Origin of the sequence: Collinsella sp. LCP21S3_C7 (assembly GCF_052118485.1) — a bacterium.
Taxonomy (GTDB): Bacteria; Actinomycetota; Coriobacteriia; order Coriobacteriales; family Coriobacteriaceae; genus Collinsella.
Window position 1 is genome coordinate 25,963 of sequence record NZ_JBQKHC010000004.1, and the last position, 15,219, is coordinate 41,181.

At 58.9% G+C, this 15,219-nt stretch carries 12 protein-coding genes and 1 tRNA gene; 6 read left to right on the top strand and 7 right to left on the bottom strand.

Features of this window, described 5'->3' with window-relative positions:
• The first annotated feature begins 61 nt into the window (after nt 1-61).
• On the top strand, nt 62-1,501 hold the full coding sequence (gene lacG / locus ACTQ1E_RS02930) for a 6-phospho-beta-galactosidase (protein WP_441564653.1): 1,440 nt from the start codon (nt 62-64) through the stop codon (nt 1,499-1,501).
• Nucleotides 1,502-1,858: 357 nt separating this feature from the next.
• Here lacG (ACTQ1E_RS02930) and ACTQ1E_RS02935 read toward each other — a convergent pair whose 3' ends face one another.
• The gene (locus tag ACTQ1E_RS02935) at nt 1,859-2,860 is read right to left on the bottom strand and encodes a LacI family DNA-binding transcriptional regulator (protein WP_441564720.1); all 1,002 of its coding nucleotides are present in this window, start codon (nt 2,858-2,860) and stop codon (nt 1,859-1,861) included.
• A gap of 284 nt (nt 2,861-3,144) precedes the next feature.
• Here ACTQ1E_RS02935 and ACTQ1E_RS02940 point away from each other — a divergent pair, with 284 nt between their 5' ends.
• Both ACTQ1E_RS02940 and lacG (ACTQ1E_RS02945) read left to right on the top strand, forming a co-directional pair.
• The gene (locus ACTQ1E_RS02940; protein WP_441564655.1) at nt 3,145-4,923 is read left to right on the top strand and encodes a PTS lactose transporter subunit IIBC; all 1,779 of its coding nucleotides are present in this window, start codon (nt 3,145-3,147) and stop codon (nt 4,921-4,923) included.
• Nucleotides 4,924-4,997: 74 nt separating this feature from the next.
• Complete coding sequence (lacG, locus tag ACTQ1E_RS02945) at nt 4,998-6,419, top strand: 6-phospho-beta-galactosidase (protein WP_427793981.1); 1,422 nt, start codon at nt 4,998-5,000, stop codon at nt 6,417-6,419.
• A gap of 431 nt (nt 6,420-6,850) precedes the next feature.
• Here the strand turns inward: lacG (ACTQ1E_RS02945) and ACTQ1E_RS02950 are convergent, their stop codons facing one another.
• Nucleotides 6,851-7,615: a DeoR/GlpR family DNA-binding transcription regulator gene (locus tag ACTQ1E_RS02950; protein WP_441564657.1), complete on the bottom strand. Its 765-nt coding sequence runs from the start codon at nt 7,613-7,615 to the stop codon at nt 6,851-6,853.
• 205 nt (nt 7,616-7,820) lie between these two features.
• Between ACTQ1E_RS02950 and ACTQ1E_RS02955 the strand changes: the two genes are divergently transcribed.
• Together ACTQ1E_RS02955 and ACTQ1E_RS02960 are read left to right on the top strand one after the other, a co-directional pair.
• Nucleotides 7,821-8,873, top strand: coding sequence for an aldose epimerase family protein (locus ACTQ1E_RS02955; RefSeq protein ID WP_427795498.1), 1,053 nt, complete (start codon nt 7,821-7,823; stop codon nt 8,871-8,873).
• A 206-nt stretch (nt 8,874-9,079) separates the two neighbouring features.
• Nucleotides 9,080-9,155: transfer RNA gene (locus ACTQ1E_RS02960), tRNA-Thr, on the top strand.
• A gap of 211 nt (nt 9,156-9,366) precedes the next feature.
• Here the strand turns inward: ACTQ1E_RS02960 and ACTQ1E_RS02965 are convergent.
• The 3 genes from ACTQ1E_RS02965 to ACTQ1E_RS02975 form a co-directional block, all read right to left on the bottom strand.
• Nucleotides 9,367-9,840, bottom strand: coding sequence for a YhcH/YjgK/YiaL family protein (locus tag ACTQ1E_RS02965; protein WP_117778978.1), 474 nt, complete (start codon nt 9,838-9,840; stop codon nt 9,367-9,369).
• A gap of 204 nt (nt 9,841-10,044) precedes the next feature.
• Complete coding sequence (locus tag ACTQ1E_RS02970) at nt 10,045-10,980, bottom strand: hexose kinase (RefSeq protein ID WP_441537210.1); 936 nt, start codon at nt 10,978-10,980, stop codon at nt 10,045-10,047.
• A 58-nt stretch (nt 10,981-11,038) separates the two neighbouring features.
• Complete coding sequence (locus ACTQ1E_RS02975; RefSeq protein ID WP_441040860.1) at nt 11,039-11,920, bottom strand: aldose 1-epimerase family protein; 882 nt, start codon at nt 11,918-11,920, stop codon at nt 11,039-11,041.
• A 156-nt stretch (nt 11,921-12,076) separates the two neighbouring features.
• Between ACTQ1E_RS02975 and ACTQ1E_RS02980 the strand changes: the two genes are divergently transcribed.
• Entirely contained in the window at nt 12,077-12,661 is a 585-nt protein-coding gene (locus ACTQ1E_RS02980) for a hypothetical protein (RefSeq protein WP_427794002.1), read from the top strand.
• A 75-nt stretch (nt 12,662-12,736) separates the two neighbouring features.
• Here ACTQ1E_RS02980 and nagA read toward each other — a convergent pair whose 3' ends face one another.
• Together nagA and agaS are read right to left on the bottom strand one after the other, a co-directional pair.
• Nucleotides 12,737-13,906, bottom strand: coding sequence for an N-acetylglucosamine-6-phosphate deacetylase (gene nagA / locus ACTQ1E_RS02985; RefSeq protein WP_441564659.1), 1,170 nt, complete (start codon nt 13,904-13,906; stop codon nt 12,737-12,739).
• Between the two features lie 117 nt (nt 13,907-14,023).
• On the bottom strand, nt 14,024-15,190 hold the full coding sequence (gene agaS, locus ACTQ1E_RS02990) for an SIS domain-containing protein (RefSeq protein WP_441054132.1): 1,167 nt from the start codon (nt 15,188-15,190) through the stop codon (nt 14,024-14,026).
• Nucleotides 15,191-15,219 lie beyond the last annotated feature (29 nt).

The following is a 15,219-nucleotide window of genomic DNA, read 5'->3' on the forward strand; positions in this document are numbered from 1 at the left end:
GCACAGGGCCAGCCGACCATCCAAGACCGGCTGGCCCTTCGACTTAGACGATTGGATCATCATGTCCGTTAACCCTGCTAGCGTCACCAACCCGCCTGCGCAGTTTCCCGAGGACTTTGTCTTTGGCGGCGCCACTGCTGCCTACCAGGTAGAGGGCGAGACCCGCACCCACGGTAAAGGCAAGGTTGCCTGGGACGACTTCCTGGAGGCCCAGGGGCGCTTTTCCCCCGATCCCGCTTCGGACTTCTACAACCAGTACCCCGTCGATCTGGAGCTGTGCGAGGAGTTCGGCATCAACGGCATTCGCCTCTCCATTGCCTGGAGCCGCATCTTCCCCAACGGCACCGGCGAGATCAACCCCGAGGGCGTGCAGTTCTACCACGATCTCTTCGCCGAGTGCCACAAGCACCACGTTGAGCCGTTTGTCACGCTGCATCACTTCGACACGCCGCTTGCCCTCTTTGAGAAGGGCGACTTCCTCAACCGCGAGACCATCGATGCCTTTGTGGACTTTGCCACCTTCTGCTTTAAGGAGTACGCCGACCAGGTGACCTACTGGTTCACCTTTAACGAGATTTGGGCCGATGCCTCCAACACCTACATCGAGGGCACCTTCCCCGGCGGCGTCAAGGCGCATCTGGCCGAGGCTTTCCAGTGCGAGCACAACATGATGCTCGCCCACGCCAAGGCCGTACTGGCCTTCCACAACGGCGGTTTTAAGGGCAAGATCGGCGTCATTCAGTCGTTGGAGTTTAAGTATCCACTCAACGAGAACGACCCTGCCGACATCAAAGCCGCCAACAACGAGCACGTGTTGCAGAACCAGTTCTTGCTCGACGCCACCTTCCGCGGCGACTACGCGCCCGACACCCTCGAGTGCGCCAACCGTCTGGCTGCCGTCTCGGGCGGCACCATCGAGATCCTGGACGAGGACCTCGAGATTATGCGCGAGGCCGCGCTCTACAACGACTATCTGGGCGTCAACAACTACCAGTGCCGCTTCTTGAAGGCTTACGACGGCGAGAACGACCTGCACCACAACGGTACGGGCGAGAAGGGCACCGGCCGCTGGCGCGTTAAGGGTATTGGCGAGCACGTGAACAAGCCTGGCATCCCCACCACCGACTGGGACTGGATCATCTATCCCGAGGGCCTGTTCGATCTGCTCGTCTACATTAAGCAGCGCTACCCCAACTACAAGCAGATCTTCATTACAGAAAACGGCATGGGCTACAAGGACCCCTACAAGGACGGTTTTGTGGACGACCAGCCGCGCATCGACTACATCGAGCAGCACTTGCGCTGGCTGCTCAAGGCCATGGAGGTGGGCGTCAACGTGGGCGGCTACTTCCTGTGGAGTCTGCAGGATCAGTTCTCCTGGACCAATGGTTACAACAAGCGCTATGGCTTCTTCTACGTTGACTATGAAACCCAGAAGCGCACGCCCAAGGCAAGCGCCTACTGGTACAAGCACGTGGCGCAGACCCGTCGCCTGGACTAGCGGCTGGCGACCAGCGGAATTGCCCCGCTCACATAACCTGTCCCCATTTCTCAGCCGGGGGTGGCACGTCACACGGCGCGCCGCCCCCGGCCTTTTGTTTTTGTTCGGCTGGGGGGCCGTTTGTCTCGATCTGTAACATCTAGCCGAGTTTTTGGTCCCTAGCTGTTACAAATCAAGACAAACCGGGAAGACGGGGCCGAATTGTCTAAATCTGTAACACTAAAACCGGTTTTGGACGTCTGGTTGTTACAGATTGAGATAAACGCACAGGACAATCCTCTCAATCTCGATCTGTAACATCTAGCCGAGTATTTCGGTCCTAACTGTTACAGATTGAGATGAACGAGCCGAGCACGTCTACGCCCGCAGGTTTTTCACGCTGGAACGCTCGATCAGCACGCCCGACACAAGCGTGCGGCTTCTGGAGCTCGGAGCCTCAAGGCCTGCGACGACCTCGTTAAGCGCACGGATGCCCAGCTCGCGGTGGCGAAACTTCACCGACGTCAGAATCGAGTTGGGAATCGTCTTGTAGAGCTCATCGTCGAAGCCGATCACGGACACGTCGTCGGGCACACTGAGCCCTTTGTCACGTAGAGCCATCATCACGCCGTTTGCCATGCAGTCGTTAGCAGCGAGGACCGCCGTGCAATCGGGCTTATCGGCAAGCACAAGGCCCGCGGCATAGCCACTATCCGCATTCCAATCACCTTGCAGAGGCTCGGGCGGCTCAATGCCACGCGCCTCAAGTGCCGCACGCCAACCTTTCATACGACACTGACTCGACAGCGACTCTTTTTTACCAGAAACGAAATACACGTTCTTGTGCCCGCGATTTAAGAAGTACTCGCACGCCATGCGCGCACCGTCCTCTTGATCGTCACTAACGGTAGAGCAGGTAGGATGTTCCATCGGCGTGATAATCACCGTCTTGAGGTCTTTCGGCGCCTCAAAGGTATCAAAGTCATCGACCATTTGACGCAGGTTGAAGATCATGCCGTCGACGGGAAGCTGCGACATCCTGCGCGCCGCTTCGGCAAGGGTCATCTTCTCCCCCGCCCGCTTTTTGATCATCGTGAGCGCAAAGCCTCGCTCTTCGGCGGCATCGGCGATTCCGTCAATCATGTCCACGGCGCCGCCCGACAAGTGGAACAGCACGACGCCGATGCACCCGTAACGGCCCAACTTGAGTGAACGCGCGGCAAAGTTCGCCCGGAACCCAAGCGCCTCCATGGCAGCATGGACCCTATCGCGCGTCGACTCGCGCACGCTATCGGGCTCGTTGATCACGCGCGACACCGTCTTGAGAGAAACACCCGCAGCAATCGCCACATCGTTCATCGAGACGTTTTTCTTGTCCATCGTTGCCACTGCTTCTCCACTCGGTTCTCTATCGCTTGTTTTTTGCGTTCTAGCATACACTACCTGCCCGACTGACAAATCAGCCGTTTATCGGACAATATCGACCGTTCACCCGTAAATCCTTGTTGCTCTTCCAAAAATGTCTTACGTTGTCATTAACGAAATGACAACGTTGTCATTTCGCAATGCCTTCCTTAAGCGGGAAGGTTTCCGGGCAGTCCTGACCATCCATCGACGACCAGTTCCATCCACATGCATCGCGCATCAAGTAACAAAGGAGCTTTATGGACGCCATCGTAAAGATGCTCGAAAAGCATCAGCCGTTCTTTGAGAAGATCTCGAGGAACATCTACCTCCAGGCCATTAAGGACGGATTCCTTGGGTGCATGCCCATCGTCCTCACCTCTTCGATCTTCCTGCTGATTGCCACCCTTCCCGGCGTAGTTGGCATCACGCTGCCCCAGCCGCTCATCGACTGGTGCAATAAGCTGTACAACTTCACCATGGGCGTCATGGGCATCATGGTTGCCGGCACCACTGCCAAGAACTTTACGGCTTCTATGAACCGTCGCATGCCCGCTGGCAAGGTGCTCAACGACGGCTCCACCATGGTGGCCGCCCAGTGCAGCATGCTGCTGCTCGCTGTTACGCAGTTCACCACCAAGTTCGACGGCTCCGAGCTTTCGGTCTTCGATTGCACCAGCATGGGCACGCGCGGTCTGTTCTCGGCCTATATCGCCGCGTTCATTACCGTGTGGGTCTATAAATTCTGCGTCTCGCGCGATCTGACCATTAAGCTGCCCAAGGAAGTCCCGGGCGCCATCGCTCAGAACTTCCGCGACATCATCCCCTTTGGCGGCGCCGTCATCATCTGCGGCATCATCGATGTCGTCGTGCGCAACCTCATGGGCGTTCCGTTCTCCGAGCTGCTTATCAAACTGCTCTCCCCGCTCTTCACTGCGGCAGAGACCTACCCCGGACTCATCCTTATTCAGGCAGCCACCGCGTTCTTCTGGTTCATCGGTGTCCACGGTCCTTCGATTGTCCAGCCGGGCATCGACCCCATCCGTCTTGCCAACCAGGCCGAGAACCTGCAGGTTCTGCTGGCAGGCGGCCACCCCGCCCACTCCCTCACCTTTAACATGTCGCTCGTGGGTGAGTTCGGAGGCACCGGCGCCACGTTCATCGTGCCGCTTCTGCTGATTCTCTTTATGAAGTCCAAGCAGCTCAAAGCCGTCGGTAAGGCCTCGATTGTTCCTGTTGCCTTCGCCGTCAACGAGCCGCTGCTCTTTGGCGCGCCCATGATCCTTAACCCCTACATGCTCATCCCCTTTGTTGCCGCCGGCTGCGTCAATGTGAGCGTTGCCAAGTTCTTTATCGATAACGTGGGCATGAACGGCTTCTCCTTCGTGGTGCCTTGGGCTACCCCTGCCCCCATCGGCATTTTCATCACCACGAACTTCCAGCTTATCGCCTTGGTATTTGTCGCGATTATCATCTTGCTGGACGCCATCATCTACCTGCCGTTCTTGAAGGCATACGATAAGCTGCTCTGCGACCAGGAGGCCGAGCGCGCCGCCGAGCTGGGTCTTGAGTCCGATGGTGCTGCCACCATCGCCGCCAGCACCTCCGCGCCCGCTGTCGAGCAGGCTACCGCTTCCGTCGAGCCGACCGCCGCTGCCGGCGACAGCGAGCCTGTCGCCAATCAGCCCGAGCCCGTCGTCGAAGCATCCGCTAAGAAGGATGTCGACGGCCTGAAAGTCCTCGTCCTGTGCGCCGGCGCTGGCACCTCTGCCATGCTTGCCAACGCCATCAAGGAAGGTGCCGCGCAGACCGGAGAGAACATCGCTTCCTCTGCCGGCGCTTATGGTCAGCACACTGCCATCATGGATCAGTACGACGTTATCGTGCTTGCCCCGCAGGTTCGTAGCTACTACAACGACATGAAGGCCGACACCGATCGTCTGGGCATTAAGCTGCTCGCCCCGCGCGGCAAGGAATATATCGACCTTACCCGCGACCCCGCTGGCGCCATCAAGTGGCTCCGCGAGAACCTCGACTAGCTCCTCCCTCTGTTGGTGCCCGGATCCCCAGTTCGGGCACCTCTCCCTATTCGTACCCCCAGAAAGGATGCCTCATGAACAACCCCATGCAGTTCCCCGACGGCTTTGTGTTTGGCGGCGCCACTGCCGCTTACCAAGTTGAGGGCGAGACCCGCACGCACGGCAAGGGCAAAGTGCCCTGGGACGATTTCCTGGCCGCTCAGGGTCGCTTCTCCCCCGATCCCGCAAGCGATTTCTACAACAAGTACCCGGTCGATATCGACCTGTGCCAGCGCTTCGGCATCAACGGTATCCGCGTCTCCATCGCTTGGAGCCGTATCTTCCCCAACGGCACCGGTGAGATTAACCCCGAGGGTGTCGCCTTCTATCACGAGCTCTTTGCCACCTGCAACAAGGCCGGCGTTATCCCCTATGTCACGCTCGATCACTTCGATACGCCCGAGGCCTTTTACCAGAACGGCGGCGAAGGCTTCCTGACGCGCACGACGATCGACGCCTTTGTCGAGTACGCCAAGTTCTGCTTTGCCGAGTTCACCGAGGTCAAGCACTGGTTTACCTTTAACGAGATTCCCGCGACCGCCGAGGGCAGCTTTATCGTCGGCAACTGGCCGCACGGCGAGAAGTATCGCCTGGACAAGGCCTTCCAGCTTATGCACAACATGATGGTGGCCCACGCCAAGGCTGTCGTCGCCTTCCATGAGGGTGGCTTTGAGGGCGAGATCGGCATTGTCCAGAACCTAGAGCCCAAGTATCCCCTCGACCCCAACAGCGCTGCCGACTGCGAGGCAGCTCGCATGGCCGACGTCATCAACAACCGCTGGGTACTCGATGCCACCTTCCGCGGCCACTATGCAGCCGACACCATGGAGGCTGCGACCAAGCTTGCCCATATCGCCGGCGGCGAGCTCGACGTTCGCGACGAGGACATCGCCGCGCTGACCGCCGCACTCCCCTACAACGATTGCCTGGGCGTCAACACCTACAAGTGCCAGTTCCTGCGTGCCGCCGAGGGCGAAAACGACATCAACCACAATGGCACCGGCGACAAGGGCTCCTCGCGCTGGTTCCTCAAGGGCGTAGGCGAGGCATGCGTGCGCGAAGGCGTACCCACCACCGATTGGGACTGGATCATCTATCCCGAGGGCCTGTACGACCTGCTGCTCCGCATTAAGAACGATTACCCCAACTACAAGAAGATCTACATCACCGAGAACGGCATGGGCTATAAGGACGACTTTGAGGACGGCTTTATCGATGACGCCCCTCGCATCGACTATATGCGTCAGCATCTCGCATGGATCCTCAAGGCGATCGACGGCGGCGTAAACGTCGACGGTTACTTTGTGTGGTCGCTGCAGGACCAGTTCTCCTGGACCAACGGCTATAACAAACGTTACGGTCTGTTCTACATCGACTTTGAGACCCAGGCCCGCTATCCCAAGGCAAGCGCGTACTGGTACAAGAACGTCGCGGAGACCGGCCTGCTCATGGCCTAGTTTCCGCCGCATACCCCCTGTCAGCCGCATGCGAATCCCCCACGGGCTCGCATGCGGCCTCTTTTGTTTTGGCTCGGCCCGAGCAGGTCGTTTGTCCCGATTTGTAACATCTAACCGAATATTTCGGCCCTAGCTGTTACAAATCGAGACAAACAGAACGCCCGAGCAGAAATATCTCAATCTGTAACATCTAACTCGCTTTTAACCGTCTAACTGTTACAGATCAAGACAAAGATGATGGCTGGGTAGACAAAATCTCGATCTGTAACATCTGGTTGGTGACTTCACCCCTACCTGTTACAGGTTGAGACAATTTGATAGCGAAGTCCCCATTTGCGCGTCATATCGCATAGCGCTGACGCGCCGATTCCCCACAATGACAGGGTGCAAAAGTCCTCACACAGCGCTTGCTAGCAATCCTGCAGCGCTAGCTAGCAGATGATCTGCGTATGCTCCTCGATGGCGGCACGGTCCTCAGCGGAGATGCTCGGCTCACATACCACGGCGTCCAGGCTGTCCAGGCGGCAGAAGGTGTAGAAGTCGCGCTTGCCGATCTTGCTGGAGTCGGCGATCAGATAGCGCGAGTCGGCCTTGCTAAAGGCGAGCTGCTGGATGCGGCCCTCTTCCATGTTAGACGTAGACACGTCGCCGTCCAAAATGCCGTTGGCGCCGATAAACGCTGCATCGATCCCCAGTGCGCGCAAGGTATCCTCGGCCGTTGGTCCCACAAAAGCGGCGGTGCGGCGACGATACATGCCGCCCACGAGGCACAGGTCGCAGTCTTCGCGCGCCTCGAGCAGGTTAAACACCGAAAGCGAATTGGTCACAATGCGCAGGCGAAACGCCGGCAGTATCGAGGCCATCTGCTCCACCGTAGTACCCGTGCCCAAAAAGATGGTCGAGCCTTCCTCGATAAGCTCCACAGAACGGCGCGCAATCTGCAGCTTTTCCTCGGCATGCTTGGTGCGCTTTTCGCTGTGCGAGTACTCGTGGCGCAACATAGCGTGGGGACGACCCTGCGCACTGCGGGCGCCGCCGTGCACGCGCTCGATCTCGCCCAGGCTCGCAAGCTCCTCAAGATCACGACGGATCGTCATATCCGAGACGCCCAGTGCATCCGAAATCTCCTTGACCGAGACCGTGCCCTGCTCCTCGAGCAGCTGACGAACTTTATCCTGTCGCTCCGCTTTAATCACGATGAGTCCTCACTGTTCCACGCTCGCGTCAATTCAAACAGTAACGAACAAATTGTATCAGACTCGCGCGCGTCAAAAATGAACGCCCGCACGGCTCCAATCATCACTTTTTTGAGAAAAATACCCCCTGCTTTAGTGGGGTGTAGTGATAATCTCACCTGTTCGCGCTACAGTTTGTCGGAAATACCTCGATGTTAGGAACCAAATGATCACTTCTGAGCTTTTCGGCACCGCGCCGTGCGGTACCCCCGTTCATCGTTACACCCTCAACGGGCCCGAGATCTGCGTTCGCATCATGGACTATGGCGCCACCGTGCTGGGTATCGATGTGCCCGACATTCCCGGCAACGTGCGCGATGTGGTGCTGGGCTTCGATAAGCTCGAGGATTACTTTGACAACCCCGCCTGCTTTGGCGCGACCATTGGCCCCGTGGCAAACCGCACTGCGGGTGCAACGATCACCATCGACGGTACGGATTGGCATATGCCCGCCAACGAGGGCGCCAACAACCTGCACAGCGATCTTGAACACGGCCTGCACAAGCGCGTGTGGGACGTTGAGCTCGACGAGGCCCATAACGCCGTGCGCATGACCACCTCACTTGAGGATGGCGAGTTGGGCCTGCCCGGCAACCGCACCTTTACGGCCGTGTTTACCGTGACGCACACCGGCCGCTTCCGTATCGAATATGGCTGCGAGAGCGACCGCGCCACGTACGTGTCCATGACCAACCACACGTACTTTAACCTTGCCGGTCATAATGCCGGCATGGACTGCGAGCACTTCTTTGTTGCTAACGCTGCCCACTACCTGCCCATCGACGACCAGAACATTCCTACTGGCGAGATTGCTCCGGTCGAGGGAACACCGTTTGATTTTCGCGAGTTACGCCCCGTCGCGCCTGGCATGGAGGCCGACCATCCGCAGATTAAGCAGGCACGCGGCTACGATCACTGCCTGTGCATTGGCGGCTATCAGTACGGCCGCAATCTGCGCCGTGCCCTGCACGTCGAGGAGATGTGGACCGGCCGTGAGCTGGACTACTACACCACCGCCCCGGGCGTGCAGCTCTACACCGGCAACTGGCTAGGCGACGAGCACGCCAAGGACGATGCCAACTACGGCTGGGGCGCCGGCTTTGCCCTCGAGGCCGAGATGTACCCCGACACGCCGCACCGCCCGCTGTTCCCCCAGGGCATTGTGGGCCCGGGTCATCCCTACAGCAATGTGATCGAATACCACTTTATGAGGCACTAAGCCCATAACGCAACATATCGCACAGCAGCGCCCGCCGGCACACCGCCGACGGGCGTTTTTGTACCTAGTTGTAGGCAACCAGGCACATCCCGGCTTGAATGATTGGTGCATTTAACGTGAGAAAAGCCATCAGAACACTTGCGCGGATTTGCGATGTCCCGTATCATAGACAGCCGTTGACGCCTCAGCTGCGTCACCACATGGCCGCCAGCGTAGCTCAGTTGGTAGAGCACCGCTCTCGTAAAGCGGGGGTCACCGGTTCGAGCCCGGTCGCTGGCTCCATCGCACAAGACAGCCGCCTTCGGGCGGCTTTTTTGTTTTCGATTTTGAGTGCGCGCGCCCACCCACGCATCGCCACAGCGTCAGCTCCCCTATTCAAAAACAGAAACCCCGTTAATCGTGATTCCCCTAGGAAAACACGATTAACGGGGTCGTAGCGTGCTTCCCTTAGGGGAAACACGCCATCAGACGAACAGCTCAGTCGGGCAGTTCGCTACTCCTCCCAGTAGGCGTCGGCAAGCAGCTTAAAGCAGATCTTCTTGACCGGCTGTGCGCCATCGCCCGGGAACTCGAGCGTGGGCATGTGCGGCTCACCGGCAACAAACAGCGCAAACTTGTCGTCGGCAAGATCGCCGGCGATCGAGGCGTCGGAATCGACCAGATCGTAGTCGTCCTTCTCGTCAAACTCCTGGACCAGCGTCAGGCTACCCGTAGCGACCTTAAAGGCCTCGCGACCCTCGACGTCGATCTGCAGGTCGTGATAGCGCTGATGCGTCTCATAGTGAGCCTCGGCCTCGGGACGCGTCGTGGGAGCCATGACGTTTGCAAAGACCTTGTCGCCCAAAATCGGATGGCTGCCGACCTCGAGCTCCGCCGGGTCGTTCTCCTCGAGCCAGTCGATCAGCACGTCGAGGCCCTTGAGCATTCCGCGGTACTCCTCGATATCGCCCAATGCACCGTAAATCATCTAAATCCCCTCTCGGATCGTTTCTTTGGCAGCTACTCGGCAAACGCGTTACCAAAGCTGTTGCCGCCCGCATACGTCTCGACCAGGGTAAGGTCGGGAATGAACACGACAGCATCGGCGTCGCGCCCCGGCATAATGCTACCGCACTTGTCGTTGGCTCTAACCACAAGCAAACAACCGATGCCGGAGCCGACGCCCAAGTTCTTACAGCTCGGCCACGACAACGCCGTTGTAAACCTCGTCCCAACGGTCCATGACCAGATGACCGGTCATGGGATCCATGGCATTGAGCTTGCCGCAGGTGTTGGCGGTACGCAGCACCGTCTCGTCGTCCGCGCCGGCAGCGATGGCATGCGCGAAACCGGCGATAGTGGAGTCGCCGGAACCCGTAGCGTTAACGGCAGGAATATCGGGGGTCTTGGCACGGAACGCACGTCCGTTGTGGAAGCCCACGGAGCCGGCAGCGCCCATGGACACGACGACCCAGGGGATATCGGAGAAGCGGGCGTCAGAGGCGAGCGCAGCACGGAGCTCGTCCACATCGTCGGTGGTAAAGCTCGTGCCCAACAAGCCGTTGATCTCGGTTAGGTTAGGCTTGACCAGCTCGGGCTTGACCTCGGACTTGAGGGCAGCCTCAAGCGAAGCGCCCGAGGTATCGAGCAGCACCTTGGCGCCGGCGTTCTCGGCAATGCCCGTAATCTTGGCATAGTAGTCCGCCTCGACGCCGCGGGGCAGCGAACCCGAAATAGTGACGACGTCGGCCTTGCTCGCAAGCTCGGTAAACTTGGCGGTAAAGGCATCCAGCTCCTCGGGGGCAATCGTCGGGCCGCTCTCGAGCAGCTCGGTCTGGTTGCCGGCGTGGAGGATGTTGAGGCAAATGCGAGTCTCGCCCTTGATGGGCACAAAGTCGTTGTTAATACCGTTGGCATCCATGAGCTCTGCCATATAGGCGCCCATATGGCCACCGAGCAGACCGGTTGCCACAACGTCGTCGCCCAGCTGGCCCAGCACACGGGCCACGTTGAGACCCTTGCCGCCGGCGGTCTTTTCGGGCGTCACACGGTTGACGTCGTCGATAATGAGCTCATCGAGCTGATAGCGCGTATCGACAGACGGGTTCATCGTAACGGTGAGGATCATTTTAGCTCCTTATCTCGCGGGCTCCTTATGCCTCGCGATACGAGTCGACAAAACGGGATTACAGAATCTCAATCGTGAACGAGCGAACGACGGTCTCCTTGGGCTTGGCGACAAGGCAGCCGCGCTTATGCTCAAGTACGTCGTCCTCATCGGAGCAGGTCGACAGGCCGCCCCAGGGCTCAACTGCCACAAAATCGCCCTCGGGCTTACTCCACACGATGAGGTACGGGAAACCCTCAAAACTCAAGCGAACGCCCTTGTCCTCGCCCTTCTTGGAAAGCGTGACCTGACGACTCTCGAGCACGTCAAAGATGGTCTCCGCAAAATCGAAGAGCTCATGCGACAGGGGCAGTGTCTTTCCCACCATGGGGTTCTTTGAACGGTTAGCTACATCAATCAAGCCAGTCGAGGGTACGGCGGTGCAAAGCTCCGCAGCCTCGTCTTTCTCGAAGCGCAACTCGTAGTCCGTATAGGCCTCGCCCTCGTCGAGCGGGCACCTAAAGCCGGGGTGTCCACCGATAAAGAACGGCATGTCCTCGGTGCCCTCGTTGGTCACCTCATAGGAAACGCGCACGGCAGCGTCCTCGAGCGTATAACGAGCGACAAGCTTAAACGGGTAGGGATAATCTCTCAGCAGCGCGGCGTTATCCTCCGAAGCCAGGCACATAGCCAGCTCGTTTGCGCTTTGGCTCAGCAGCTTCCACTCCTGTTTGCGCGCAAACCCGTGGCGGGCGAGCTTCACATGATACCCGGAAAACGTCATGGCACTGCCATCGCGCAGGCCTCCGCAAATCGGGAAGCAAATCGGTGCCTGGCCAGACCACACGGCGGGATCGCCCTGCCACAGATACTCGCGACCTCCAGCCTCAATCGAGGTAAAGGAACCACCAGCCGTGGACACCTTAACAGAAATCGAATCGTTGGAGAGAGCGTATTCCATTGCCCATCCTTTCGAACAACTGCTTTTTGCTCACAAGCACCCGTCTCGGCCCTGACCAAAGGACAAACCCGCACGCTCATCGATGTGTCCGGTATCCCAGCCATGCAACGGGGTACCATACAGACATTGATGCAATTACAGCTGGAAGGCCTTCTTATGCGAACCATCATCCTCTACGCCTCGCGCCATCACGGCAATACGAAAAAGCTCGTGGACGCCATCGTCGAGGCACACCCCGAGATCGATACCCTCGACGTCAAGGCGCTCGGCAAAAACGAGTATCCCAACCTGCACGAATATCATCTGATCGGTGTCGCCACGGGCATCTATTACTCCGAGATCGACAAGGACATGGCACGCGTGCTCACCAACGTGCTGCAGCCGCAGGACAAGGTGTTTGGCCTTATGACCTACGGTGGCAAAAACAAGTGGTACGGCAAGGATATCGATGGCATCTGCCGCATGAGGCAGGCCATCTTTATGGGTGTCTACGGCTGCCCCGGCTTTGATACGTGGGGGCCGTTCAAACTCGCCGGCGGTGTCCAAAAGGGACACCCGACCGCTGAGGAAATTAAGGGCGCCGTCGACTTCTTCGACAAGATCGAAGACGAGTATGGCGACATCATCGTCGAAGAGTACGCCAAGCGCGAGAAGCGCCTAGCATACGAGAAGGAGCATCCTGCAGGAGGCCTGGTGGCCGGCGTTAAGCGCACGGTAAAGAAGATCGCTAACAAGCTGTAACTGTGAAGGTACTTTTGAGCGTTTAACCCATGCGGCGGGTCCGAGCAGATTCGGACCCGCCGTCTTTTTCTATCGTTACTCGGTAAAGGCGTTACCGACGCTCTGACCGCCAACATACGTCTCGACGAGGGTGAGCTCATGGTCGAACACGACAAAGTCAGCGTCGCGACCCGGCATGATGCTGCCGCACTTATCCTCGATGTGCACGGAGCGTGCCGGCACCTCGGTTGCCATGCGAATGGCGATATCGGCGCTGGCGATGCCCCAGTCGACAATGTTCTTGACGCCCTGGGCAAGCGTGAGCACCGAGCCGGCAATGCTCTTGCCGTCGGCGAGCCAGCACAGGTTGTCCTTCATGATGACGTCCATGCCGCCACTGGTGTAGCTGCCCTCGGGCATGCCGCCGCAACCCAGGCAGTCGGTGATGAGCACCGTATGCTGCCAGCCCTTTGCCTGCAGCAGCGCCTTGATAGCGCCAGGGTTTACGTGCTTGCCGTCACAGATGATCTCGGCGTAGGTCTCGGGCGTGGACATGGCAGCACCCACAACACCGGGCTCACGGTGATGCAGTCCGCGCTGGCCGTTATAGGTATGCGTAAAGCAGCTGGCACCGGCGTTGATGGCGGCGATGCACTCATCGTAGGTGGCGTCGGAGTGACCGATGCTGGTCACCACACCCTTGGCGTTCAGAGCAGCCGCATAAGCAGCGGCACCGTTGTGCTCGGCCGCCATGGCGCTCTTAACGATGCGACCGCCCGCAGCCTCCTGCCACTGATCGAAGACCTCCTCGGAGGGATCGATAAGATAAGCGGGGTTCTGCGCGCCCACGTGCTTCATGGTAAAGAAAGGGCCCTCCAGGTAGATGCCCTGAATGCGAGCACCGCAGAAGTCGGGGCCACGGCCCTCGTCCGCCTGAGCGATGGCGGCGCAGGCGTCCTTGATCTGCTCGACGCCATCGGTGAACGTCGTGGGCAGCCAGCTGGTGGTACCGCGACGGGCGAGCTCGGTCGAGCTGATATCGATGCCCTCGGGATCGTTATCGGTAGTCGAATGGTTATAGAAGCCATGGATGTGGGTGTCGACCATGCCCGGCGCGATCCACGATCCCGTGTAGTCCTTGATCTCGCAGGAGGGCTCGTCGGCCTGCCAAGCGCCAAAGACGCCGTCCTCGACCATAAGATAGCCGCCCAGTTGCGGGCCTGCCGGCAAGAAGAACTTGTCAGCCTTAATTGCATACGTGCTCATATGTACTCCTCACTTCTAAAGTAGTTGACTGTGGTGATGTTTATACCCAGCTCACGTAAAACAAAAAGCGCCCGCCCGCCGTTACGAGCGGACGGGCGCCCTTACAGGGGGACGCGATTAAGCGGTGAAGGGGTGAATCGTCACGCCCTTGACCACGCGGTTGACCGTGCCGGTGGGGCTCGGCGTGTCGGGCGTGTTGCCCACGCGCACGGAGTTAAGCAGGCTGATAGCCTGGGCAAACATCACGAACGGCAGAGCAAGGTAGCCCTCGGGAAGCGCCTCGTAGCCCTTAAAGGTGAAGGACTCACCCTCGTAGACAGTAGCGCCATCCTGCTGAACGGCAACGGTGTGCTGAGCAATATCGTCGCCACCGATCTCATTGAGGATGTCGATGTCGTACTGACGGGTGTAGGCGTCGTTGTTGACGAACACGAACACGAGGGTCTTGTCGTCGACGAAGGACTTGGGTCCGTGACGATAGCCCATGGAAGTGTCGTAAGAAGTGGCAACCAGGCCGTGAGCGAGCTCGAGGATCTTGAGCTGGCTCTCCTGGGCAAGGCCACCGAAGGAGCCAGAACCCAAGTAGGTCACGCGGCTGAAGTCTCCAGCGAGGTAATCGGCGATCTCGGGCTCACGGGAGATGACCTCCTCGCCCATCTTGGCAATCGTCTCGACCCACTCGGCCTTCTGCTCGTCAGAGGCAGTGTCGAAAATAAGGGTGGCGAGCAGGGTCATGCAGGAATAAGAACCGGTCATGGCGAAGCCCTTGTCGTTGGCGCGCGGAATGAGCAGCGTCAGCGCGTTGGGATCATCGGCAGACTCGACGGCGAGCTTGCCCTCGGGAGCGCAGGTGATGTTGAGGAATTTGACGTTGTGGACAAGCTCCTTGGCAACGGCAACGGCGGCAAGGCTCTCGGGGCTGTTGCCAGAGCGGGCAAAGGAAACCACGAGCGTGGGATCCTCGGCACGCAGGAAGTCGCGCGGGGCGCTCACGATGTCGGTCGTGGCAATGGGCTTAAAGTCGTAGAGATCAGTGTTGCCAGCGTGACGCAGGTACGGGGCGCAGGTATCGCCAACGTAGTCAGACGTACCGGCACCGGTGAAGACAACGGACAGACGGCCCTCGCCCATAGCGCGAGCCTCGGCCAGAAAGGCCTCGATGGCCTCCTTGTTCTCACGATAGATGTTGAGCGTATCACGCCAAAGCTCGGGCTGCTGAGCAATCTCGGCCGTGGTGATCTGGGCGCCGAGCTCGGTGAGCTCCTCGACACTCTTCTCGAACATTTCTAATACCTCTCTCTAGAAGTAATCCT

Excerpts from the sequence above, each read along its gene's own strand:
- lacG (WP_427793981.1), top strand. The coding sequence starts at position 4,998 with ATGAACAACCCCATGCAGTTCCCCGACGGCTTTGTGTTTGGCGGCGCC.
- ACTQ1E_RS02980 (WP_427794002.1), top strand. The coding sequence starts at position 12,077 with ATGCGAACCATCATCCTCTACGCCTCGCGCCATCACGGCAATACGAAA.
- agaS (WP_441054132.1), bottom strand. The coding sequence starts at position 15,190 with ATGTTCGAGAAGAGTGTCGAGGAGCTCACCGAGCTCGGCGCCCAGATC.
- ACTQ1E_RS02975 (WP_441040860.1), bottom strand. The coding sequence starts at position 11,920 with ATGGAATACGCTCTCTCCAACGATTCGATTTCTGTTAAGGTGTCCACG.
- ACTQ1E_RS02955 (WP_427795498.1), top strand. The coding sequence starts at position 7,821 with ATGATCACTTCTGAGCTTTTCGGCACCGCGCCGTGCGGTACCCCCGTT.
- nagA (WP_441564659.1), bottom strand. The coding sequence starts at position 13,906 with ATGAGCACGTATGCAATTAAGGCTGACAAGTTCTTCTTGCCGGCAGGC.
- ACTQ1E_RS02965 (WP_117778978.1), bottom strand. The coding sequence starts at position 9,840 with ATGATTTACGGTGCATTGGGCGATATCGAGGAGTACCGCGGAATGCTC.
- ACTQ1E_RS02935 (WP_441564720.1), bottom strand. The coding sequence starts at position 2,860 with ATGGACAAGAAAAACGTCTCGATGAACGATGTGGCGATTGCTGCGGGT.
- ACTQ1E_RS02940 (WP_441564655.1), top strand. The coding sequence starts at position 3,145 with ATGGACGCCATCGTAAAGATGCTCGAAAAGCATCAGCCGTTCTTTGAG.
- ACTQ1E_RS02970 (WP_441537210.1), bottom strand. The coding sequence starts at position 10,980 with ATGATCCTCACCGTTACGATGAACCCGTCTGTCGATACGCGCTATCAG.
- lacG (WP_441564653.1), top strand. The coding sequence starts at position 62 with ATGTCCGTTAACCCTGCTAGCGTCACCAACCCGCCTGCGCAGTTTCCC.